This window comes from Vibrio sp. AK197 (assembly GCF_053903115.1).
In genome coordinates this window covers 2,862,875-2,884,090 of the sequence record NZ_CP096430.1, presented here as the reverse complement: position 1 = coordinate 2,884,090, position 21,216 = coordinate 2,862,875, and the positions used below count along the sequence as shown (strand labels likewise).

At 47.3% G+C, this 21,216-nt stretch carries 18 protein-coding genes; 3 read left to right on the top strand and 15 right to left on the bottom strand.

Features of this window, described 5'->3' with window-relative positions:
• Nucleotides 1-133: 133 nt before the first annotated feature.
• The 7 genes from M1D72_RS20525 to aroQ all read right to left on the bottom strand — a co-directional run bounded on the left by M1D72_RS20525 (nucleotide 134) and on the right by aroQ (nucleotide 5,939).
• Complete coding sequence (locus M1D72_RS20525) at nucleotides 134-982, bottom strand: GNAT family N-acetyltransferase (protein ID WP_456296351.1); 849 nt, start codon at nucleotides 980-982, stop codon at nucleotides 134-136.
• 164 nt (nucleotides 983-1,146) lie between these two features.
• Nucleotides 1,147-1,443 carry a DNA-binding transcriptional regulator Fis gene (fis, locus tag M1D72_RS20520; RefSeq protein ID WP_000462885.1) on the bottom strand — a complete coding sequence of 99 codons (297 nt, stop codon included), beginning with the start codon at nucleotides 1,441-1,443 and terminating at the stop codon, nucleotides 1,147-1,149.
• A 23-nt stretch (nucleotides 1,444-1,466) separates the two neighbouring features.
• The gene (dusB, locus tag M1D72_RS20515) at nucleotides 1,467-2,435 is read right to left on the bottom strand and encodes a tRNA dihydrouridine synthase DusB (RefSeq protein WP_390194604.1); all 969 of its coding nucleotides are present in this window, start codon (nucleotides 2,433-2,435) and stop codon (nucleotides 1,467-1,469) included.
• A 139-nt stretch (nucleotides 2,436-2,574) separates the two neighbouring features.
• A complete protein-coding gene (gene prmA, locus M1D72_RS20510) occupies nucleotides 2,575-3,462 on the bottom strand; it encodes a 50S ribosomal protein L11 methyltransferase (RefSeq protein WP_456296350.1) in 888 nt (295 codons plus the stop codon).
• A 145-nt stretch (nucleotides 3,463-3,607) separates the two neighbouring features.
• Nucleotides 3,608-4,951, bottom strand: a complete 1,344-nt coding sequence (gene accC, locus M1D72_RS20505) for an acetyl-CoA carboxylase biotin carboxylase subunit (protein WP_456296349.1) — start codon at nucleotides 4,949-4,951, stop codon at nucleotides 3,608-3,610.
• A 14-nt stretch (nucleotides 4,952-4,965) separates the two neighbouring features.
• On the bottom strand, nucleotides 4,966-5,424 hold the full coding sequence (gene accB, locus M1D72_RS20500; protein WP_390194609.1) for an acetyl-CoA carboxylase biotin carboxyl carrier protein: 459 nt from the start codon (nucleotides 5,422-5,424) through the stop codon (nucleotides 4,966-4,968).
• 62 nt (nucleotides 5,425-5,486) lie between these two features.
• Complete coding sequence (gene aroQ / locus M1D72_RS20495; RefSeq protein ID WP_390194611.1) at nucleotides 5,487-5,939, bottom strand: type II 3-dehydroquinate dehydratase; 453 nt, start codon at nucleotides 5,937-5,939, stop codon at nucleotides 5,487-5,489.
• Nucleotides 5,940-6,398: 459 nt separating this feature from the next.
• Between aroQ and M1D72_RS20490 the strand changes: the two genes are divergently transcribed.
• The gene (locus M1D72_RS20490; RefSeq protein ID WP_456296348.1) at nucleotides 6,399-7,184 is read left to right on the top strand and encodes a hypothetical protein; all 786 of its coding nucleotides are present in this window, start codon (nucleotides 6,399-6,401) and stop codon (nucleotides 7,182-7,184) included.
• A 91-nt stretch (nucleotides 7,185-7,275) separates the two neighbouring features.
• Here the strand turns inward: M1D72_RS20490 and acs are convergent, their stop codons facing one another.
• From acs to M1D72_RS20475, 3 genes are all read right to left on the bottom strand, one after another.
• On the bottom strand, nucleotides 7,276-9,225 hold the full coding sequence (acs, locus tag M1D72_RS20485; RefSeq protein WP_456296347.1) for an acetate--CoA ligase: 1,950 nt from the start codon (nucleotides 9,223-9,225) through the stop codon (nucleotides 7,276-7,278).
• A 206-nt stretch (nucleotides 9,226-9,431) separates the two neighbouring features.
• On the bottom strand, nucleotides 9,432-10,067 hold the full coding sequence (locus M1D72_RS20480; RefSeq protein WP_390194617.1) for a 3'-5' exonuclease: 636 nt from the start codon (nucleotides 10,065-10,067) through the stop codon (nucleotides 9,432-9,434).
• Between the two features lie 10 nt (nucleotides 10,068-10,077).
• Nucleotides 10,078-11,904: a DUF294 nucleotidyltransferase-like domain-containing protein gene (locus tag M1D72_RS20475; protein WP_456296346.1), complete on the bottom strand. Its 1,827-nt coding sequence runs from the start codon at nucleotides 11,902-11,904 to the stop codon at nucleotides 10,078-10,080.
• 184 nt (nucleotides 11,905-12,088) lie between these two features.
• Between M1D72_RS20475 and M1D72_RS20470 the strand changes: the two genes are divergently transcribed.
• Together M1D72_RS20470 and M1D72_RS20465 are read left to right on the top strand one after the other, a co-directional pair.
• Entirely contained in the window at nucleotides 12,089-13,282 is a 1,194-nt protein-coding gene (locus M1D72_RS20470) for a 3-phenylpropionate MFS transporter (protein WP_390194622.1), read from the top strand.
• A gap of 89 nt (nucleotides 13,283-13,371) precedes the next feature.
• The gene (locus tag M1D72_RS20465; RefSeq protein ID WP_456296345.1) at nucleotides 13,372-16,815 is read left to right on the top strand and encodes a hybrid sensor histidine kinase/response regulator; all 3,444 of its coding nucleotides are present in this window, start codon (nucleotides 13,372-13,374) and stop codon (nucleotides 16,813-16,815) included.
• A 27-nt stretch (nucleotides 16,816-16,842) separates the two neighbouring features.
• Here M1D72_RS20465 and M1D72_RS20460 read toward each other — a convergent pair whose 3' ends face one another.
• The 5 genes from M1D72_RS20460 to M1D72_RS20440 all read right to left on the bottom strand — a co-directional run bounded on the left by M1D72_RS20460 (nucleotide 16,843) and on the right by M1D72_RS20440 (nucleotide 21,080).
• Nucleotides 16,843-17,325 (bottom strand): hypothetical protein, encoded by a 483-nt coding sequence (locus M1D72_RS20460; protein WP_456296344.1) that lies wholly within the window; start codon nucleotides 17,323-17,325, stop codon nucleotides 16,843-16,845.
• A gap of 98 nt (nucleotides 17,326-17,423) precedes the next feature.
• Nucleotides 17,424-19,151 (bottom strand): sodium:solute symporter family protein, encoded by a 1,728-nt coding sequence (locus M1D72_RS20455; RefSeq protein WP_390194629.1) that lies wholly within the window; start codon nucleotides 19,149-19,151, stop codon nucleotides 17,424-17,426.
• A 12-nt stretch (nucleotides 19,152-19,163) separates the two neighbouring features.
• Nucleotides 19,164-19,427 carry a DUF4212 domain-containing protein gene (locus tag M1D72_RS20450; protein ID WP_390194632.1) on the bottom strand — a complete coding sequence of 88 codons (264 nt, stop codon included), beginning with the start codon at nucleotides 19,425-19,427 and terminating at the stop codon, nucleotides 19,164-19,166.
• Between the two features lie 201 nt (nucleotides 19,428-19,628).
• A complete protein-coding gene (locus tag M1D72_RS20445; protein WP_456297439.1) occupies nucleotides 19,629-20,258 on the bottom strand; it encodes a MarC family protein in 630 nt (209 codons plus the stop codon).
• A gap of 186 nt (nucleotides 20,259-20,444) precedes the next feature.
• Nucleotides 20,445-21,080, bottom strand: coding sequence for a response regulator (locus tag M1D72_RS20440; RefSeq protein WP_390194634.1), 636 nt, complete (start codon nucleotides 21,078-21,080; stop codon nucleotides 20,445-20,447).
• Between the last annotated feature and the right edge of the window lie 136 nt (nucleotides 21,081-21,216).

Genomic DNA, 21,216 nt, shown 5'->3' with positions numbered 1-21,216 from the left:
CTATAACTTGTAATTTGTTATAACATAACAAATAGTCATTATCCGAGTAAAGACTAATTTGACGACTTCGTTGAGGATATATAGAAAACTCGATAAACCAGTACGTTAGGCACTGGTTCTCATAGGGCTTCGATTAACCGATGGCTTGAGTGACCAGTGCAAACTGAGTGCAGTCCGGGTTTATGGTTGGTGTAGCGCCTTTGACCATTTGACTCACATCGTCCACTTGCGTGAGTCCAAAGGTTGTCAGCGTCGCTGCAATCATTCGATACTGACTGGGGATATCGATACGCACAAATTGCCCCGATACTCCGGCTAAAAGCTCACGAATCAGATAGCAGGCTTGATCCTCCGTTTGTGCGATCACTGGGCCAATACATAAGCCGCGCCCAAACTCGCGTAAGCATGCGTAGCCAGTGATTTGCTGCAGGTGTTTGAGTACGATGATGCGCTGAGAGGTTTGGCACAACCAATCAACAATTTTGTCGCGGTTCATCTGTGTTGCGCTTTGCATAAGTTGCTGTAATGAAGCGCTATCGTTAGGTCGATAGTCATCAATCGTATGCTGTGATGGGCGGTTTTCAGGAACAGGAGTGAGTGGTTTCACCTTGGCTTGATATTGGTGTACACGTTGATAGTGACGAAACCCTAATTTTCGATACAGTGGCTCGCCAGCCAGTGTCGCGGTTAAATACCAATCCACGAGAGGGGAGTGATTGATTAACTGCTCGACAATCGTTCGCCCAAGTCCTTGTTGCTGATACTTTTGGTCAATGACCACAAGTCCTATGCTTGCGTAGTCACCTTGAGGTAACACCGCCCCAGTCCCGATGAGCTTTGAGTCATCTTTGAGCGCGATAGCGTCTCCTAAGTCGAGAATGTGTTGCCAGTCTTGCTGGCGATGCGGCCAGCCCAAAGCCTGGGTCATCGCATGAGCCTGAGGCAAATCAGTGGAGGTGAGTGGGAGAATCGAGTATTGCATGCCACGCTCTTGTTAATCTGTGTGTGAGCTATTTTCTAAAAGCAGCGGTAAGAGTCAAGAATAAGTGACCTAGTTTTTAGGGTACATATCGGGGCACATAAAATGAAAAAAGCCACTAACTCGGAAGAGCAGTGGCTTTTGAATCAATGACTTAACTAATTGAATTAGTTCATGCCGTATTTTTTAAGTTTCTTGCGAAGAGTACCGCGGTTGATGCCCATCATCGTTGCTGCGCGAGTTTGGTTACCGCGAGTGTATTGCATGATGGTATCTAGTAGTGGCTGTTCAACTTCAGCGAGAACTAGCTCATATAGCTCTGTAACTTCTTGGCCATTCAATTGTGCCAAGTAGTTTTTAAGAGATGCTTTAACAGAGTCACGTAAAGGCTTCTGCGTAATTTGATCTTGTGACGTTACTGTCGTTACTGTTAATGCTTCTGAAGTCAGATTTTGTTCGAACATATTCGGTCTAGCTCTTCTCTTAATTATGATGCAACGTTATCAAAATAACCTTCCAACACCTCGAGTTGCTCATTCGCAGCTTCGAGAGCGTTGAAGGTACGGCGAAACTCACTCGCTTGTTCGTGTTCTTTTAGGTACCAACCCACATGCTTACGAGCGATGCGAGGGCCTAAGAACTCTCCATAAAATTGATGAAGAGCATGAACATGACCAAGCAGGATGTCTTTCACTTCCGCAACTGGAAGTTCAGGCATCGTGGTGCCGTTTTCCAAATAGTGGTGGATTTCTTGAAAAATCCACGGACGTCCTTGGGCAGGACGACCAATCATTAAAGCGTCGGCACCAGTGTACTCTAGAACCTGCTTTGCCTTTTCTGGGCTATCGATATCACCGTTAGCGATAACCGGAATTGAAATGGCTTGCTTGACCGCTTTAATGCTGTCGTATTCGGCCTCACCTTTGTACATACACGCTTTTGTTCTGCCATGCAGAGCAAGAGCTTGAATGCCGCAGTCTTCGGCTAATTTAGCGATATGAACACAGTTTTTATTGTCTGTGTCCCAGCCAGTGCGGGTTTTCAATGTTACGGGAACATCGACTGCCTCCACCACGGTTTTCAGAATATCTTCGATTAATTCTGGAAACTTCAGCAGCGCAGAGCCGGCTAGCTTCTTGTTCACTTTTTTAGCAGGGCAACCCATGTTGATGTCGATGATTTGCGCACCGTTTTCAACACTGAATTGCGCTGCCTCTGCCATCAACTGCGGATCAGAACCGGCAATTTGTACAGAGCGAATGCCCGATTCGCCTTCATGTACCATGCGCTGTTTTGACTTTGACGTTTTCCATAGTTTGGGATTTGACGACATCATTTCACTGACCGCCATACCTGCACCATATCGAAGACACAACTCTCTAAACGGTCTATCGGTGACACCCGCCATGGGAGCAACGATCAGATTGTTGTTAAGTTGGTAATTTCCGATTTTCAAAACGTCATCACAGTTGTGTAGCAGTAAGGGCGCGCATTTTACGCATTTTTTCGGTGCGTGAAAAGACTATTATTTGAGCATTTACAATTTGTTTTTGTAAACTGTATGTTTTTCAAACAATTAACGCGCAAACTCTTGTTTAATCTCGCTTCGCGCCAGAGATTCGGCACCACTCATTTTGCTCTTTAATCGCATCTAATGAGAATTGTTCTTGGTAGTAACTCGCGACATCTTGCGCTTGAGTATCTAAAACTCCCGACATGGCAAGGACACCATGTGGTTTCACTAATCCGCTGATAACGGGTGAAAGCTCACGCAAAGGCCCGGCCAAAATGTTAGCGACGACGACATCTGCGACTAGGTCTTGTGGCTGGTCTTGAGGCAGGAATACGTTGAGCTGATCAGCAACTCCGTTACGTTCAGCATTATCTTTAGACGCGTGCAATGCTTGTGGATCAATGTCGATACCAATCACGCGCTCAGCGCCGAGTTTGATTGCGGCAATCGCCAAAATTCCGGAACCACAGCCAAAGTCGATGACGGTCTTACCAGCAAGGTCGAGACCTTCTAACCATTCTAGACATAGCGCTGTCGTTGGGTGGGTACCAGTGCCAAAGGCGAGGCCGGGGTCAAGCATAACATTGATCGCATCTGGCTCTGGAATATCGCGCCAGCTCGGGCAAATCCACAGACGTTCGCCGAATTTCATTGGGTGGAAGTTATCCATCCACTCGCGTTCCCAGTCTTTGTCTTCAAGTTGCTCCACTTTATAGGCAAAGTCTTGGGCTAGCATTTGGCTGGTTTTAATTTGCTCGATAACCCAATTGCTATCGCATTCGGCGTCATACAGCGCGAGGATGTCGGTATCTCCCCACAGGCGGGTTTCTCCCGGAAGCGGTTCAAATACAGGCGTGTCATGAGCGTCGAGAAACGTCACGGAAAGTGCTCCGGTTTCTTCCATCAACATATCACCGATCTGTTCGGCGTTTTGGTTGGTGGCATTGAGCTTGATTTGAATCCAAGGCATAGCATTTGCTCTTTCAATGATTGAATTGGCGCAAAGTGTAGCAGAACTCACCGGTGAGTTTGAGCTTATATCGCGCGCAAATAAAAAATGCCCACCGAAGTGGGCATTAAGAAATGAGTAATTCGCGGTATTTTACGAATCAGGCTTATTGTAAACCCAGCTTCTTCTCTAGATAGTGGATGTTGGTGCCACCGTGTTGGAAGTTTTCATCTTTCATGATCTCTTCCTGAAGAGGAATGTTGGTTTTGATGCCTTCAATGATCATTTCACCCAGCGCATTGCGCATACGAGCAATTGCTACATCACGGTTTTCACCGTAAGTGATAAGCTTACCAATCATTGAATCGTAGTGTGGCGGTACACTGTAGCCAGAGTAGATGTGCGATTCCCAACGAACGCCCATGCCGCCTGGTGAGTGGAAACGTTCGATCTTACCAGGGCAAGGAAGGAAACGTTCTGGATCTTCCGCGTTAATACGACACTCAACGGCATGGCCGCGAATCTTGATATCGTCTTGAGTGAAAGACAGCGGTTGACCTGCCGCAACACGCAGCTGCTCTTTGATAAGGTCGACACCTGTCACCATTTCCGTTACTGGGTGCTCTACCTGAATACGGGTGTTCATCTCAATGAAGTAGAACTCGCCGTTTTCGTACAAGAATTCAAAGGTACCGGCACCGCGGTAGTTAATTTCAAGACATGCGCGAGTACAACGTTCACCGATGTATTTACGCATTTCTTCCGTAATGCCTGGTGCAGGAGCTTCTTCAACCACTTTTTGGTGACGGCGTTGCATTGAGCAGTCACGTTCACCAAGATGGATTGCACCGCCTTGACCATCAGCAATAACCTGAACTTCAACGTGGCGAGGGTTTTCTAGGAATTTCTCCATGTAAACCATGTCGTTGTTGAACGCTGCTTTTGCTTCTGCGCGGGTCATGGCAATCGCTTGGATCAGATCTTTCTCAGAGCGTACTACACGCATACCACGACCGCCGCCGCCGCCAGACGCCTTGATGATGACTGGGTAACCAATGCGTTTTGCGTGCGCTTTGTTTTTGGCATCATCGTCATCCAAAGGACCGTCAGAGCCTGGTACACAAGGAACACCCGCTTTCTTCATCGCATTGATGGCCGCGACTTTGTCGCCCATGATGCGAATAGTTTCCGCTTTTGGTCCAACAAAGATGAAGCCACTCTGCTCAACTTGTTCTGCAAAATCAGCGTTTTCAGACAGGAAGCCGTAACCTGGGTGGATGGCCACCGCGCCCGTTACTTCTGCTGCTGAAATAATACGAGGAATATTTAGGTAGCTGTCGATACCGCGTGCTGGACCGATACAGATAGATTCATCTGCAAGCAATACGTGTTTTAAATCGCGGTCAGCGGTTGAGTGGACAGCTACGGTTTTGATTCCGAGTTCTTTACAAGCGCGAAGGATACGAAGTGCGATTTCACCTCGGTTCGCGATGACTACTTTATCTAGCATAAGGCGAGCCCCGCTTATTCGATAACAACGAGTGGTTGGTCGAATTCAACTGGTTGGCCGTCTTCAACTAGGATGGCAGTAATCACACCAGATTTGTCTGCTTCGATTTGGTTCATCATTTTCATTGCTTCAACAATGCAGAGCGTGTCGCCAGCTTGGATTGATTGACCAACTTCGATGAATGGTTTTGCATCAGGGCTAGACGCACGGTAGAACGTACCTACCATTGGAGAAAGAACTTGGTGACCCGCCGGTGCGGCAGGGGCTGCTGGTGCCGCTTCTGCTACAGGTGCTGCTGGAGCCGCCGCTGGTGCAGCAGGCGCTGGAGCCGCAGCGTATTGAATCGGTGCTGCTGGAGCAGGAACGCCATTACGGCTAATGCGTACCGATTCTTCACCTTCGGAGATTTCTAGCTCAGCAATGCCAGACTCTTCAACTAATTCGATAAGCTTTTTAATTTTACGGATATCCATCTTTTCTTTCTCTTTTATCTTGTGAGTAAGACAGCCCCAAGAAGGGCTGGGAGTGTCTGTGTTTACTTCGACTGCGTCAATTTAGTAATGGCGGCAGTTAAAGCGAATTCGTAACCTTGCGCCCCTAATCCGCAAATCACCCCTTCCGCTTTATCAGATAGGTAGGAGTGGTGGCGAAATGGTTCGCGAGCGTGGACGTTCGATAAATGCACTTCAATAAATGGGATCGACACGCCAAGTAAAGCGTCGCGAAGTGCTACGCTTGTATGAGTAAATGCGGCAGGGTTGATGATGATAAAATCGACCTTTCCGTGAGCGGCGTGAATGGCTTCAATCAACTCGTATTCACGATTAGACTGAAGATGTTCGAGCTCTATGCCGGCTTGCTTGGCTTGCGAAGATAGGGTCTCTACAATTGAGTCTAAGGTCTGTTTTCCATAGTGGCCTGGTTCGCGTAATCCTAAAAGGTTAAGGTTTGGCCCGTTTAGAATTAGAATGCTTAACTTTGTAGACATATTGCAGCTATCTTCCCTTATTGTGAGTTAATTACCGATATTCCCACATTTTTATCAAATCAGCATCAGTTTTAAATGAAAAATGTACCGATTTTTAGAAATTGAATAAGATTATAGCTAATTCACGGCAAATCGCAGCAATTTACTGGTCTAATGACCTGCTTTCTTCCCCAATGTTCCCTATTTTTGGTAAATCAATTTTCTGATCTTTGAACTGGGTTCGGAAATTGAAGTCGGCACTTCACGTTCATTCTTTCGATGATTGGCTGTTCATTCATTTGAATGCGAAATAGCGACACAGACACGTCCTTAATTCAAGCCGATGACGGAAATTTATAGCGCTTTATTCGCGGTATAAACCCCTATATATTGTGCGACCATTTTTTGTTCGTTGGCCACATAGTGAGGCATCGAGGCGTTATGCGATCGATGGTGGCTACAATCATAAGGATTCATATTATGAAAAAAACACTATTGGCAACACTCTTTATTCCAATGCTGGCTTGTGCTCAAGGTGAGGTGAAATCCAATCAGGAAAAGTTGGACGATGACCCGACCAAAGTGATCACCAAAGTTGGTATCTCTTACGCAAACAATTTTGATTTTGACGATAGCAACGTGGCGTTCTCTGGATCGTTGGCCATTGATGAGGCCCGTAAACTGAATGCTCGAGTCAACGAAGATGCCCATGAATGGCGAATTGGCGGCTCATGGTTGTTCCCTGTCGGCATTGTGAATTTTAACTTTGGTAAGAACGAGTACTCGAATGGCGCGACGCAGACCAACTATAGTGTCGGTACCTTCATGCCACTGAGTTACTTTGGATTTGAACCTGCAGGTTTTCAAATTTTTCCGATGGCGGGCTACACCTACAATGATGGGGAGTACTTAGATTGTTCTGGAGCGTCTGATGCTAAATGTAGTGATGACTCTTTTATCGGAATGCCGTCGCCTGAAAACGGGTTTACCACGGTCAGTTCTGGTAGTCACAGTGCCTATGTTGGCGCGTTCAGCCTGAAATCGTTAACGCCTCAATTGACGTTAATTGCATTTGCCGCAGGGTCTTATGGTTCAAAAAACGAAGAGGGTGAGAATTACAAAGGGGCCTTTGGTGGCTTAGGTAGTGGCTACCGTTTCAACAGAAATAATTCGATGAACGCATTTGTGTTTATGCAAGACAACAATACCTATCTCGATGATGCGGATAAGCGTATTGTCGCTTCTTATACCTATCAGTTTGATTAAAATAGAAAAAGCACCCATTGGTGCCTTTTCTATCAGTGATTGCGCCAGCTAGCTCGATACTGGCAAGTTCAAAGTTGGTTGATTCGAGTGGTTAGCAAAGCTCGGCTTGCTCGGCAATGAGCTTGTCGACCACACTCGGATCTGCAAGGGTCGACGTATCACCTAAGTTACTGGTATCGCCCGTCGCAATTTTACGTAAAATGCGACGCATAATTTTGCCTGAGCGTGTTTTAGGCAGTGAATCGGTCCAGTGTAAGACATCGGGTGTCGCGATGGGGCCAATTTCTTTACGCACCCAATCTTTCACTTCTTTGTGCAGCTCGGCACTCGGCACTTCACCGTCGATCAAGGTGATATAAGCATAAATGGCTTGGCCTTTGATATCGTGTGGAATGCCGACAATCGCTGCTTCAGCGATTTTATCGTGAGCCACTAAAGCCGATTCTATTTCAGCTGTTCCCATGCGGTGTCCTGAAACGTTCAAGACATCATCGACGCGTCCGGTAATCCAGTAGTAGCCATCCTCATCTCGGCGGGCACCATCACCGGTAAAATACATACCTTTGAAGGTTGAGAAGTAGGTTTGTTCGAAGCGGTCATGATCACCATACACAGTACGCATTTGGCCCGGCCAAGAGTCTAGAATCACTAAGTTACCTTCAGTTGCACCTTCAATGACATTACCTACGTTATCAACCAGCGCCGGTTGAACGCCAAAGAAAGGCCGAGTCGCGGAACCTGGTTTGAGTGCTGTTGCGCCTGGTAGCGGCGTAATCAAAATACCGCCCGTTTCGGTTTGCCACCAGGTATCGACAATCGGTGATTGGCTGTTACCGATGGTTTTGTAATACCACTCCCATGCTTCTGGGTTGATCGGTTCACCCACCGACCCCATGATGCGCAGGCTACTGCGGTTTGTACCTTTGATGGCTTCGTCCCCTTTAGCCATTAACGCACGAATTGCCGTGGGCGCAGTATAGAGGATATTGACTTGATGCTTATCGACCACCTCACTCATGCGGCTGGTGTTTGGATAGTTGGGGACGCCTTCAAACAGAATGGATTTAGCGCCATTGGCGAGAGGACCATAAACTAAGTAAGTGTGGCCCGTAATCCAACCCACATCGGCTGTACACCAGAAAGTCTCTCCCGGTTGGTAGTCAAAAACGTATTTGAACGTCATTGTTGCGTATACCAGATAGCCACCAGTGGTGTGAAGTACTCCCTTAGGCTTGCCAGTTGACCCTGAGGTATAAAGGATAAAAAGAGGGTCTTCTGCGTTCATTTCTTCGGGTGGACAGTCATCCGATACCGCAGCAGTGGCTTCATGCCACCAGACATCACGTTCGCCATGCCAAGCGACGTCACCGCCTGTGCGCTTGAGCACCACGACTTTGGTGTTATCACTGACGTCAGGATTGGTAAGTGCTTGATCGACATTTTTCTTTAAAGGGACCGCGCGTCCACCGCGAACTCCTTCATCTGCGGTGATCACTAATTTTGCGTTGGAGTCGATAATACGCCCAGCAAGCGCATCGGGTGAAAAGCCCCCAAACACCACGGTGTGAACGGCGCCAATACGCGTACAAGCCAGCATGGCAACCGCGGCTTCCGGGACCATTGGCATATAGAGGCACACCACGTCGCCCTTTTTGACCCCTTGCTGTTTGAGAGCATTAGAGAAGCGACATACTTGCTGATGCAGTTGCTTAAACGTGAGTGTTTTGTCTTCGGCAGGATCATCGCCTTCCCAAATAATCGCGACTTCATCCCCTCTCGAGGACAGATGGCGGTCGATGCAGTTGGCGGAGACATTGAGTGTGCCATCTTCAAACCAACGAATATCCACATGCCCAGTATCAAACGAGGTATGTTTCACTTTAGAGAAGGGTTTAATCCAGTCAACGATCTTACCGTGTTCACTCCAAAAGCCTTCAGGATTACTGACGGATTGCTGATACATGTTCTGATAAGTGTCGTTATCCGCGTGTGTATTGGCTTTAATATTATCTTGAACCGGATAGATATGGGCTTCACTCATGGTTGTCTCCTTGTGAATTCAGCAAGTGCTCATTCGTCTGGCAAAGTTGAAATTGTTGTTACTTGTCATCACTTGCTCTGCGAAGGGTGTGCCTATAACTGTCATCTACCGGCCGTGATTCGACAATTAGACTTTAGGATTAAGGAGATGGAGAAAAAGTGAATTGGGTGAAACTGCTCTCATTTTGGTGGTTCGCTTGGGTCGAATTACGAAGAATTTGGGACATTAAAATTAGGTAAGTCGCCTTTGGTTAGGCGCACAAACACCATCGCGGCAGCGATGGCATCCTCTAAAGCATCATGTTTATCTTCTTGCATCGGCAAGTCGAGATGGCGACAAATGGCTTCTAAGCTAAGGTCAAAATAGGCATTAGGCAGGTGTTTTTCCAATTTGTCGTGGTAGATTTGGCTCACTTCAATCACGGGGTTGGGTAATGGAAACCCCAAATGACGCAGGCACGCGAGGTCGAGAATTTTTTTGTCGTAGCGAATGTGATAACCAACGAGTGGGCACTGGCCAATAAAGGCAATGAGTTTGAGAAGTGCGGTTTTTTCATCAAGGCCATCAGCAAGATCTTGATGACGAATTCGATGGATTTTTACCGACCCGGAATCGAGAGATTGCGGGGCTCGTAAGTGCACCTCAAATGGCGCACTGGTGATGATGCGATTATCGATGATTTTGGTGGCAGCGATGGTCACCAGTTCAGCTCGCTTGGGATCAAGGCTGGTGGTTTCACAATCGACAGAGACAAATTGACCAGCCGTCACGCCTGAAAACAGCGCCTGATAAGGAGAGCCTCGCAGCTTGTAATGCCAATATTTCCTTGCCAGCCAGTTCATCTATCTCTCTTCAATCGCGAATTTGAAAGTGGTGGGCAAGCAGTTGCTTGAATTTCTTAACCACGTGGAAAGCATGGCGCAGCAGATCTCGCTCCGAGCGCTCAAGCTGCTTGAGATCAATACGGTTGTGAGAATGTTGCTGGCTTAACTGTTGGGTCAGGCGTAACTTAAAAAAGAGCTTAAGTGCTTCGGTGAGGTTATCGGCAGTTTCTTCATCGAGAATCTGCTTATGGTGTAAGGCATCGATACGGTCAAAGGTGTTTTTGGGTATGAGGGCGTATTCAAGAGCTAAGGCACGAATTCCATGCACAATTGGAAAAATTCCCCCACTTTTAACATCAAGTCCTTGTTTGTCGTCTTTGACGTTGCCGAACAGAGTGAGCGGTGTTGAAAATTGCAATGCAGGTTGAGTGAAGGTTTGCAACACCAACATGCGGTTCGCCATGAGTGACGACAGATGTAAACTGACGGGCTTGAGCAGGGCTCGGTTTCCTGCCACGGCGGTGGCATCGGCCATGATCGCGAGATCGAGCATCTCTTCGGGCTGGGCTTGTTCCACCCAACGGCTAATTGTCTGCTTCCAGTCGGTTTGGTTCTTCACCCATTTGCGATTGTTGACCATCACGTTGCCCGGGCACAGCGGATAACCCAGCTGTTGCAGGGTATGAGTCAGTGTCTGCATCACGCTTTCACATTGATGCCACTCCAAACCATCTTTGATAATCAGCGCGTTGTCTTGATCGGTTTTCAGTACTTGTTCACCGCGTCCTTCGGAGCCAAGTACCAGAAGGCAGCAGTGATCATGCAGCGCTGGGGGCACGACCAATTCAAACGCTTTTTCGATGATGTGTTCGTTGACGGCAGAAATTAGCTCCATAATAAAACGGGTTCGAATGCCGTTTCGGAGTAAGACTTCAACCAGATTACGTTGCCGATTTGACGCCAGGGCTAACTCTTCAATCGACGACGCTCGAGCAATGCTCAATGTCAGGACATGAGAATGGGTGGAAAAGGCGCTGAGGATTTGCGTCATATCCAGCATGCCAATGGCTTGTTTTCCATCGCAAACCATAAGCCGTTTCATGCGGTGGCGCGTCATGGTGATCATAGCATTAAACAGGAAGTCATCGCGTTCAACATGAAACACAGGGTATGAAGCGACCTGGTGCACTGGTACGTCAAGGCCAACCCCTTCTAGCATCACTGCGTGAAGCAGATTGGTTCGGGTGACAATCGCGTATGGAAGAGGGCTAAGCGCCTTGTTGAGTCTAGGGTCATCCGCACTGAGCTGAATCAACGCCGCGTCGCGACCATTGTCTTTAAGGATTTGAGTAACGGTCTTTAACGGTTGATTGGGTTCCAAAATAAGTGGTGGATGATAGATGTCGTCAGTGACTTTGGTCAGGATGAATTCGGCTAAGTTTTGTTGCTGATGGGCAGCATCAAGCAAAGCTTGGCGTTTCGCGAGGTTATTATCAAAGTACGCCGCAAATTCCCCATTTTCATTATAGAGCTCGAGAAAGAGTTCTTTTGGCAACTGGTAAGTTAGGGTGTCCTCCAAGGCCACATAGTGATGTTTGCAGCTGCCTTCAAACAGCGAGCGAACATCAAATAAATCATCATTCGCATAGTGAGCGTACACTTCGTGGCCATCAGCAGAACGTTCCTCAACCGCACCTTTAATCACGACATGCAAATGACGACTATCCGCCCCCGTTTGCAGAATTTTTTCTCGCTGGCGAAAGTAAGCGACATCTAGCGATGCGCGTAATTTTTTCTGTTGTGGTTCGCTTAATCGGTCAAAAGGCGGTGATTGGGTGTTGAATTTGTCCGGCATTCGTGTGACTCATAGATCCCTTACGTTGTTTTAGTGTGGCAAATCTTTGTCTAAGCTCCAGACGACTTTGGTCGTACTGGTGCAAAATGGGAAACGCTGTTTGTCTGATAATTCCCTTTTTCAAGAGACACTTCCAGTAGATAATAGCCCGCGTTTTCATCGTTATTTCAATCAAGGATCGTGAATGTTTAAGCCCTCTCCCTATGGCTGGATCTCCCAGTATTTATTAGGTTTCTTCTTTGCTTATGGTGTGTACTTGCCATTTTGGGCGTTGTGGTTTGAAGGGCAGGGAGTCTCGCCGACAGACATCGGTTTATTAGTAGGAATTGGCTTGGCTACGCGCTGTGTGGCGAACTTAGTGTTGACGCCGCGTGTGCATCGCGCAGAACAGTTAATGCCTGCGCTACGACTCATCACATTTGCTGGTCTACTTTTTATTGGTTTTCACTTTTTTACTGGCGGAAGTTTTTGGTTAATGGCGCTCGCCACGGTGCTGTTTAATATTTGCTGTGGCCCTATTTTGCCGCTCTCTGACTCGGTCGCCAATTATTACAATCGCCTAAAACTGTTGGATTATGGGCGAGCCCGGTTGTGGGGGTCTGTGGCGTTTATTGCGGGTTCAACTGTTGTCGGTTTCCTCGTCACGCATTTTGGCACTGATATGATTTTATTCACCGCTCTGGCAGGGTTTACTGTTGCGGTTTTATTTTCATTGCGCGCAACCAACCCGATGCCAGTGACCGAGCAAGACTCTAAGGTACCGCGTCCAAAATTGACCGAATTGCTGCGCGATAGTGAGGTCGTGAAATTTTTGGCTCTGGCGGCCCTGATTCAAGGCAGCCATGCGGCGTATTATGGCTTTAGCACCATCTATTGGAAGCAGGCGGGATATTCAGAAGATATTATTGGTTATCTATGGAGCTTGGGTGTGGCAGCGGAAGTGTTTATTTTTGCTATGAGTAAACGGCTGTTTATCGGGCTGTCATTACGGACTCTATTTTTGATCGCCGCCTGCGGAGTGATTATGCGTTGGGGTTTAACCGCGTCAACCACCTTCCTCGCTGCGCTGGTGGTGATACAACTGTTGCATGGGATTACCTTTGCGCTATCCCATGTGGCCGCGATTCAATATATTCAAAAGTCGCAACCGAGCCGTATGGTGGCATTACAAGCCCTGTATAATGCCATTGCACTTGGTGCTTTTACTGCCTTGATGACCACTTTCAGCGGTTGGGGATACGAGCATTGGGGCGCGAACGTCTTTTGGGCCATGGCTGCGATGGGCGTGGTGGCGTTATTTATTAAGGTCACGCCGACAAAAACCTCGTCACCGGTCACGGATACTCAGATTAAAGCGAAGGTTGAAGCACAGAATTAGCCTTGCTACGTTGAGTTTATTCGAGCTCCTTTGTTAAATGAAAACTCCCCTTGTCGGGAGTTTTTTTATGCCAAAACAGAGGATGTTCAATGCAAGGATGGTTCGTCATTCCGGTTTCGATTATCTACCTTGGGGTGCTGTTTCTCATCGCTTGGTATGGTGATAAACGTAAAGGTTGGCTCGCACATTGGCGGCCTTGGATGTACAGCTTATCGATTGCGGTTTATTGCACGTCATGGACTTTCTTTGGCACGGTGGGACAAGCCAGCACTAACCCCTGGTCATTTCTACCTATCTATCTTGCGCCGATCATTGTCTTCACTTTAGGCTGGCGAGTGTTGGCGCGTTTAATTTTGATCGCCAAGCGCGAGCATATTACATCGATTGCGGATTTCATTGCCGCTCGCTACGGGAAATCTCAAGGCTTGGCGGTGGTGATTACTTTCATCGCCGTCATTGGTATTTTGCCTTATATCGCCTTGCAATTGCGGGGGATTTCGATGGGGCTTAATGTGATTGCTCCCGACTTTACTCAGCGAGTGGGCACCGATGGTGTTGATGTCTCTCTGTTTGTGGTTGCCGCGCTGGCGGTATTTACCATCTTATTTGGTACTCGCCATATTGATAACACCGAACATCACCGCGGCATGATGATGGCCATCGCCTTTGAATCGATCGTGAAATTGGTTGCGTTCCTAACCGTCGGTGGGTTTATTGTGATGATTGGTTTTTCAGAGCCAAACTTTCATTTTGACCAAGTCATTCCAGCCACTTATCAAGCGCCGAATTTTCCAACGCTTTTGATACATACCGCACTGACTATGATGGCTTTAGTCTGCTTACCTCGGCAGTTTCATACCATGATTGTCGAAAATGAGCGTCCTCAAGATCTGCATACGGCGCGCTGGGTTTTTCCTTTGTATCTTGTGTTGATGGGCTTGTTTGTTTTGCCGATTGCTTGGGTCGGCCAAGGGTTAATGCCTGGTGTCAGCAGTGATACCTATGTCCTTAGTGTCCCGATGAGCGTCGGCGCCGAGGAAATTGCTTTATTGGCTTTTTTAGGCGGCACCTCTGCTGCTAGTGGGATGGTGATTGTCTCGACCATCGCGCTGGCGATTATGGTTTCCAATGACATGGTCATGCCGCTGTTATTGAGGCGAATGCGTTTATCACAGCGAAATCATCGTCATTTTTCGCGCTTTTTGCTGATGATACGCCGTGCTTTGATTCTCTTGATTTTGCTCGGGGCCTGGCTGTTTTTTCAGGTGCTCGACAATATTCATTCGTTATCCGCTATCGGCTTTTTATCGTTTGCGGCGATCACTCAATTTGCTCCTGCATTACTTGGCGGGATGTACTGGCGATTGGGCAACCGCAAAGGCGTATATGTCGGGTTAGGTTTTGGGTTTGCGGTATGGCTGATTACATTGATGTCGCAAACCGGCATGTTAGCGGGGGATGAACAAACCAACCCATTACTGTGGGTAATTACGCCACCTGAACTACTGACCGCATGGGGCATTGAGCGTGCAGATTGGGGGATGATGTTTAGCGTTGTGCTCAATGCGATCTTTTACATTGGTGTCTCTTTGATCACGCGCTCGAGTTTGAGTGAGCGGTTGCAATCAGCGGCGTTTGTTGGAACGCCTTTACCGGAAGGTGAAAACATCAGCCTATATCAAAATCGGGTCACGGTGGGTGAATTGGAAATGCTGGCCTCTCGGTTTGTAGGCCGTTCGCGAGTACGGATGGCGTTTAATCAATATTGGAGTCAGCAACGGAATACCTTATTGCCTAATCAACAAGCGCCTTCTTCGTTGATTCGTCATACCGAGCGAGTATTGGCAGGAGTGTTTGGTGCCTCGTCGGCGAAGTTGGTGCTGAGTTCTGCGCTGCAAGGGCGCAATATGCAGCTTGAAGAGGTGGCGACAATTGTCGATGAAGCCTCTGAATTATACGACTTTAGTCGTGGCTTATTACAAGGTGCGATTGAACATATTGGACAAGGTATTGCGGTGGTCGACAAACAGTTGCGTTTGGTGGCATGGAATCAACGATACTTGGAGTTATTTGACTTTCCACCTGGGTTGATTCAGGTTGGGCGACCAATTGCCGATGTGATACGTCACAATGCTCAGCAAGGGTTGTGTGGGCCTGGTGACCCTGAAGATCACGTTCGTCGGCGTATTTACCACCTTGAACAAGGCACACGCCATACCTCCTCTCGCGTACGCCCTGATGGACGAGTGATCGAGGTGCAGGGCAATCCGATGCCTGGCGGTGGATTTGTGATGAGTTTTACCGATATCACCGTGTTCAGAGATGCAGAGCGTGCATTACAACAAGCTAATGAAACCTTGGAAGAGCGGGTCAAAGACCGCACTCAGAAACTCGAAGCTTTGAATAAGCAACTGGTCGAAGCCAACCAGCGTTCGGAATTTGAATCGCAGTCTAAGTCACGATTTTTGGCTGCGGTTAGCCATGACTTGATGCAACCGTTGAATGCTGCGCGGCTCTTTTCTTCATCATTTACCGAAGTGGCACCCAATGAACAAACCAAGACATTGGCCCACCATATTGAGAGTGCGCTTGGTGCAGCAGAAGACTTAATTGGCGACCTGCTGGATATTTCACGTCTTGAATCTGGCAAGTTAGATGTCAACATGAGTCAGTTTGCCCTTAGAGATGTATTGGCTAATCTGAATGCGGAATTCAGTGCACTTGCCAAAGAGCAAGAGATTGATTTCCATATGGTCAGTTCGTCCTTAATGGTTTATTCGGATCCGAAGTTATTACGCCGAGTGGTGCAAAACTTTCTCACTAACGCCTTTCGCTATAACCCGAAAGGCAAAGTCATCCTTGGCGCCAGACGAGTCAATGGCGAGGTGCGTATCGATGTTTGGGATAATGGGTTAGGGATTGAGCACGACAAGCAGCAAGAGATTTTTGAAGAGTTCAATCGCGGTGATCAGCAGCGAAGCGATCAAGGTCTTGGACTTGGTTTAGCGATTTCGAAAGGGATTGCTCGAGTGCTTAACCACACCATTACGATGCGCTCATGGCCAAAGCAGGGAAGCGTGTTTTCGATTACGTTACCTCGCGTCGATCATATTGAGCCACCAGTCTCAACAACCAGTGCGCCCGCTCCAAGTTTTGATCTCAATGACCTCAAGGTTTTGTGCGTGGACAATGAGCCGGATATTTTAGTTGGAATGGAAAATCTGCTCTCGCGCTGGGGATGTGATGTTAGGCTGGCCAATGACCTCGAGGAAAGCGTGCAATGCATCGACGATGATTGGCGTCCCAAGGTGGTGCTTTCTGACTATCGATTGGACCATGGACGCACTGGAATTGAGGTGCTGGAGCGCTGTCGAGCGGAGCTTGAAGAACCGTTTATTGGGGTGATTATTAGTGCAGATCGCACCGATGATCTATTGGCAGAAATCAATACGCGACACTTTCACTTTATTGCAAAACCCGTTAAACCATTGAAACTGCGTGCGTTACTCAATCGTGCTACGGCAGAGGCGTAAGTCTGCCGAGCTCGAAAAAATTAGACCTTATTCATCAAATAAGGTTTTGTAAGTGACAAACTTGGTTTGGGTTTCACCATAATACAGAGTGTCGTTGGACTGAACCACGACGCGTAACCAGTCACTTTCAGTTTTCGGTGCTGGTAGGGATAATTGCCAATGCTGCATCGAGTCGTCATTGGGCTGCATGTCGAGAGGTTGCCCTGCTTGCTGTTTATCGCTGACCAGTGATAGCTTGGCGTGTTGTAATGGAAATTGAGAATCGAGGCTTAATACCAAATGTTCAGCAGTCAGGTCTTCACTACGAAACTTCAATTTAAAGTCACCATTCTCCATATTGCATAAACCACTGGTGTAACGGCAGTTCGATTGGCTGGCTAATTTGTAACTTTCCCCTGGTTCTGCGCTACTTGGCTTCTCACTCACCGCGAGATCAGTTCCGATATACGCAATAATAGAAAGAATGGGAGCAATGAGAAGGGCAAGGATAAAGTGCTTATTTTTGAACATATTTAGCTCCTTACAACAACAGCTTAATGATGGCTAAATTACAGCAATTGATTGAATAAAAAAGCCCCCGTGGGGGCTTTTGTGGTTTAGGTAGTGTATTAATGTGATTGCGCTTCGCCTGCACCTGCAGGAACGCGAACGTGCTCAACCAAATCTTTAACTTCTTGTGGTGTTTCTGCCGTGACGCGAGAGACTAAAAATGCAACGATGAAGTTAAACACCGCACCGACGACACCAAACGCGTTTGGCTCAATGCCTAGGAACCAGTTGCTGCCCCAGCTTTCTAAGTATGTCCAGTCTGAGATAAATAGAATCCCTTTGTGTTGGAATACATAGAATAGTGTGATGCTGATACCTGTGATCATCCCCGCTATTGCGCCTTCTTTATTGATAGATTTGCTGAAGATACCCATCATTAACGCAGGGAAAATCGATGAGGCAGCAAGTCCAAAGGCCAGCGCAACGGTCCCTGCGGCAAAACCAGGAGGGTTAAGGCCGAGATAACCTGCGACGGCAATTGCAACCGCCATGGATATTCGACTGGCGAGCAGCTCTTTCTTCTCAGAAATATTCGGGTTTATCACCCCTTTAATTAAGTCGTGGGATATCGCCGAGGAGATGGCGAGCAATAAGCCTGCTGCTGTGGAGAGCGCCGCGGCTAAACCACCGGCTGCAACCAAAGCAATCACCCAGTTCGGTAATTTGGCAATCTCTGGGTTCGCTAACACCATGATATCGCGGTCAACTTTAAGCTCATTGGTTTCGGCATTCGACGTATATTGAATTGCGCCGTCACCGTTTTTGTCTTCAAAGCCAAGCAGGCCAGTCTTTTCCCAGTTCTTGAACCAATCTGGACGCTCGTCATACACCAAGTTGGTGGTTGGTGTTGGGTTGACGGTATCCATCAAGTTTAAGCGTGCCATTGCCGCAACAGCTGGCGCTGTGGTGTAAAGAATGGCAATAAAGAACAGTGCCCAGCCCGCAGAGGTACGTGCGTCACGTACTTTTGGTACGGTGAAGAAGCGAATAATAACGTGTGGCAAGCCAGCGGTACCAATCATTAGTGACATGGTGTAAGCGAACATATTGAGTGTGTCGCCCCGCACTTGGGTGGTGTATTCACTAAACCCGAGTTCTGTCACCACTTGATCGAGCCTATCAAGCAAGTACTGGTCGGTTCCGGCCATTGTGCTTCCCAAGCCAATCTGTGGTAAAGGGTTGCCGGTGAGTTGCAGAGAGATAAATATTGCTGGAATAGTGTAAGCAAGAATGAGGACGCAATATTGAGCAATCTGAGTATAAGTGATGCCTTTCATGCCGCCCATAACCGCATAGATAAAGACGATACACATCCCAATGCCAAGGCCTGTCGCGTAATCCACTTCGAGGAAGCGACCAAACGCGACACCGACGCCTTTCATCTGCCCGATAACGTAAGTCACGGATGCAATGATCAAACACGCTACGGCGACGACGCGAGCCGCGTTTGAGTAGAAGCGTTCACCGACAAACTCAGGTACGGTGAATTTACCAAACTTACGTAAGTAAGGCGCAAGGAGGAGAGCTAACAGAACGTAACCGCCGGTCCAGCCCATTAAAAATACCGAGCCGCCATACCCCATAAAGGCAATCAGACCAGCCATGGAAATAAACGAAGCTGCTGACATCCAGTCTGCAGCGGTGGCCATGCCGTTAGCGATTGGGTTTACCCCGCCGCCAGCAACATAGAACTCTTTGGTTGAACCCGCTCGCGCCCATATCGCAATGCCGATATAGAGTAAGAAGGTCGCACCAACGACGATATAGGTGATGGTTTTTAAATCCATTGCTGAGACTCCTTACTCATCGACATTGAATTCGCGGTCAATCTGGCGCATTTTCCACGCGTAGTAGAAAATAATGGCTAAAAATGCATAGATTGAACCTTGTTGAGCGAACCAAAATCCGAGTTTGTATCCGCCAAGTTGAAATTGATTAAGCTCATCGACAAACAAAATGCCGCAACCGAAAGACACGACAAACCAGATAACCATTAAGGTCACCATGAGCTTCACGTTCTTCTCCCAGTAGGCTTTGGCTTTTTCCTGACTTTCAAACGCCATTGCCGTCTCCTTAGTTGTTTGTTGTTAATAAAATGTTTCGAGAAATACAATAGCAAGGGATATGCAATGCCGCTTTTCAACTTTAGTCGGGCGTAAAAAACGAAAAACGCCCGATTTACGGGCGTTTATGTGAGTCGAACTCAGAAAGTGGAATGTTAATATGTCGTCAACTTAGCCAAAGGTCTAAGTCGTTTGCATGATCTAAACCGCTAAATAAAAATCTTTTATTCCCATCAACAAATTGTTGACGGCTACGGCTGCCAAAATAAGCCCCATTACGCGGCTAATAATTTCTGCGCCAACGTCGCCAATCAGTTTATGAATTTTGCTCGCGCCGAACAGCAAGAATAAGGTAATCAGAAGCACTAGAATCATGATGCCGGCGGTCATCAGCTGATCCATCACGGCATAGCGATGGTTATCCGTTAGCATCACAATCGCCATCATTGCGCCAGGAGATGCAATCGATGGAATCGCGAGAGGGTACACGGCTAAATTGGCTAATTCAGATCGCTTAAGCTCCTTGGATAACTTGCTTTCTGTGCCGGGTTTGCTTTCGCCGAAAATCATCGTCAACGCAAACAGCAATAGAACTAAACCTCCTGCGGCTTGAAAAGCAGGAAGTGGGATTTGCATGGCCTCAAGTAAAAACTGACCTGCGACCAGGAAAAACAACAACACGCCCGTTGAGATAGCGACGGCTTTTAACGCCACCAGTCGACGCTGTTTTGCGGCTAAATGCGTTGTCTGTGATAGAAATACTGGAACAGTGCCGATAGGGTCAATGACCGCCCAAAGCACAACAAACTGAGTAAGGAGTACGCTCAACAACATCGAATCCCCTGATTCTATAAGTGAGTTGGTCGCCGCGTATGATGAATTGCTCGCTGACGTTTATTCAGTCAATAACATGACATTGTTGAATAGTTTATCAGGTCTGGAGTCCTAAGTGTGAATAGATAAGATGGATAAAATTGCAACAAAATCCCCCCTACAGTTAAGGGGCATGGGCAGGGCTTAAAGTTGAGTTTCCAGTTGTTGGAGTAAAATCACAGCTTGAGTACGGTTTTTTACATCTAACTTACGGAAAATCGCAGTCATATGGGCCTTAATGGTGGCTTCTGAGACGTTAAGCTCATAAGCGATTTGCTTGTTGAGTAGGCCATCGGACAACATACCAAGAACTTTATATTGCTGCGGTGTTAACGTGGCGAGTTTTTCGGTCAATTGCTGACATTTAGGATCGTTAATGATCAATCCTTCAGGGAAAAACGGTTCACCGTTTAACACGGTGTGCAGGGCATTGACCAATTCACGCATATCACTGGATTTGGGAATAAACCCAAATGCACCATGATGTTTGACTTGAGTGACTACTGCCGGTTCTTCACTGGCAGAAATAACCACGATCGGCAGTTCAGGGTACTCGGTACGTAATTGAATTAACCCTGACATGCCATTGGCGCCAGGCATTTTTAGGTCAAGCAGCAATAAGTCAGGTTCTGGCTCTTTTTTTAACAATTCAAGTAACGCTTCAAGGGAATCCGCTTCAAGAAGATTCGCTCCACTAATCGCCATATGCACTGATTGAAACAGGGCATTACGAAACAAAGGATGGTCGTCTGCGATGATGATGGTGTAAGTGGAATCCATGACGTTAATTTCTTTTAACTAAATCGTTAATGAAATTATTGTCAGCTTTAGGCGAATGAACAATATTGAACCATTAAAAGTCTGAACTAAATCGACTTTTATTAGTAAATTTGCATATAAATGACGATGCCAACGC

Bases quoted from the DNA above. Each gene is read 5' to 3' on its own strand.
- M1D72_RS20525 (WP_456296351.1), bottom strand. From the start codon at position 982: ATGCAATACTCGATTCTCCCACTCACCTCCACTGATTTGCCTCAGGCT.
- fis (WP_000462885.1), bottom strand. From the start codon at position 1,443: ATGTTCGAACAAAATCTGACTTCAGAAGCATTAACAGTAACGACAGTA.
- prmA (WP_456296350.1), bottom strand. From the start codon at position 3,462: ATGCCTTGGATTCAAATCAAGCTCAATGCCACCAACCAAAACGCCGAA.
- accC (WP_456296349.1), bottom strand. From the start codon at position 4,951: ATGCTAGATAAAGTAGTCATCGCGAACCGAGGTGAAATCGCACTTCGT.
- accB (WP_390194609.1), bottom strand. From the start codon at position 5,424: ATGGATATCCGTAAAATTAAAAAGCTTATCGAATTAGTTGAAGAGTCT.
- aroQ (WP_390194611.1), bottom strand. From the start codon at position 5,939: ATGTCTACAAAGTTAAGCATTCTAATTCTAAACGGGCCAAACCTTAAC.
- M1D72_RS20490 (WP_456296348.1), top strand. From the start codon at position 6,399: ATGAAAAAAACACTATTGGCAACACTCTTTATTCCAATGCTGGCTTGT.
- acs (WP_456296347.1), bottom strand. From the start codon at position 9,225: ATGAGTGAAGCCCATATCTATCCGGTTCAAGATAATATTAAAGCCAAT.
- M1D72_RS20480 (WP_390194617.1), bottom strand. From the start codon at position 10,067: ATGAACTGGCTGGCAAGGAAATATTGGCATTACAAGCTGCGAGGCTCT.
- M1D72_RS20475 (WP_456296346.1), bottom strand. From the start codon at position 11,904: ATGCCGGACAAATTCAACACCCAATCACCGCCTTTTGACCGATTAAGC.
- M1D72_RS20470 (WP_390194622.1), top strand. From the start codon at position 12,089: ATGTTTAAGCCCTCTCCCTATGGCTGGATCTCCCAGTATTTATTAGGT.
- M1D72_RS20465 (WP_456296345.1), top strand. From the start codon at position 13,372: ATGCAAGGATGGTTCGTCATTCCGGTTTCGATTATCTACCTTGGGGTG.
- M1D72_RS20460 (WP_456296344.1), bottom strand. From the start codon at position 17,325: ATGTTCAAAAATAAGCACTTTATCCTTGCCCTTCTCATTGCTCCCATT.
- M1D72_RS20455 (WP_390194629.1), bottom strand. From the start codon at position 19,151: ATGGATTTAAAAACCATCACCTATATCGTCGTTGGTGCGACCTTCTTA.
- M1D72_RS20450 (WP_390194632.1), bottom strand. From the start codon at position 19,427: ATGGCGTTTGAAAGTCAGGAAAAAGCCAAAGCCTACTGGGAGAAGAAC.
- M1D72_RS20440 (WP_390194634.1), bottom strand. From the start codon at position 21,080: ATGGATTCCACTTACACCATCATCATCGCAGACGACCATCCTTTGTTT.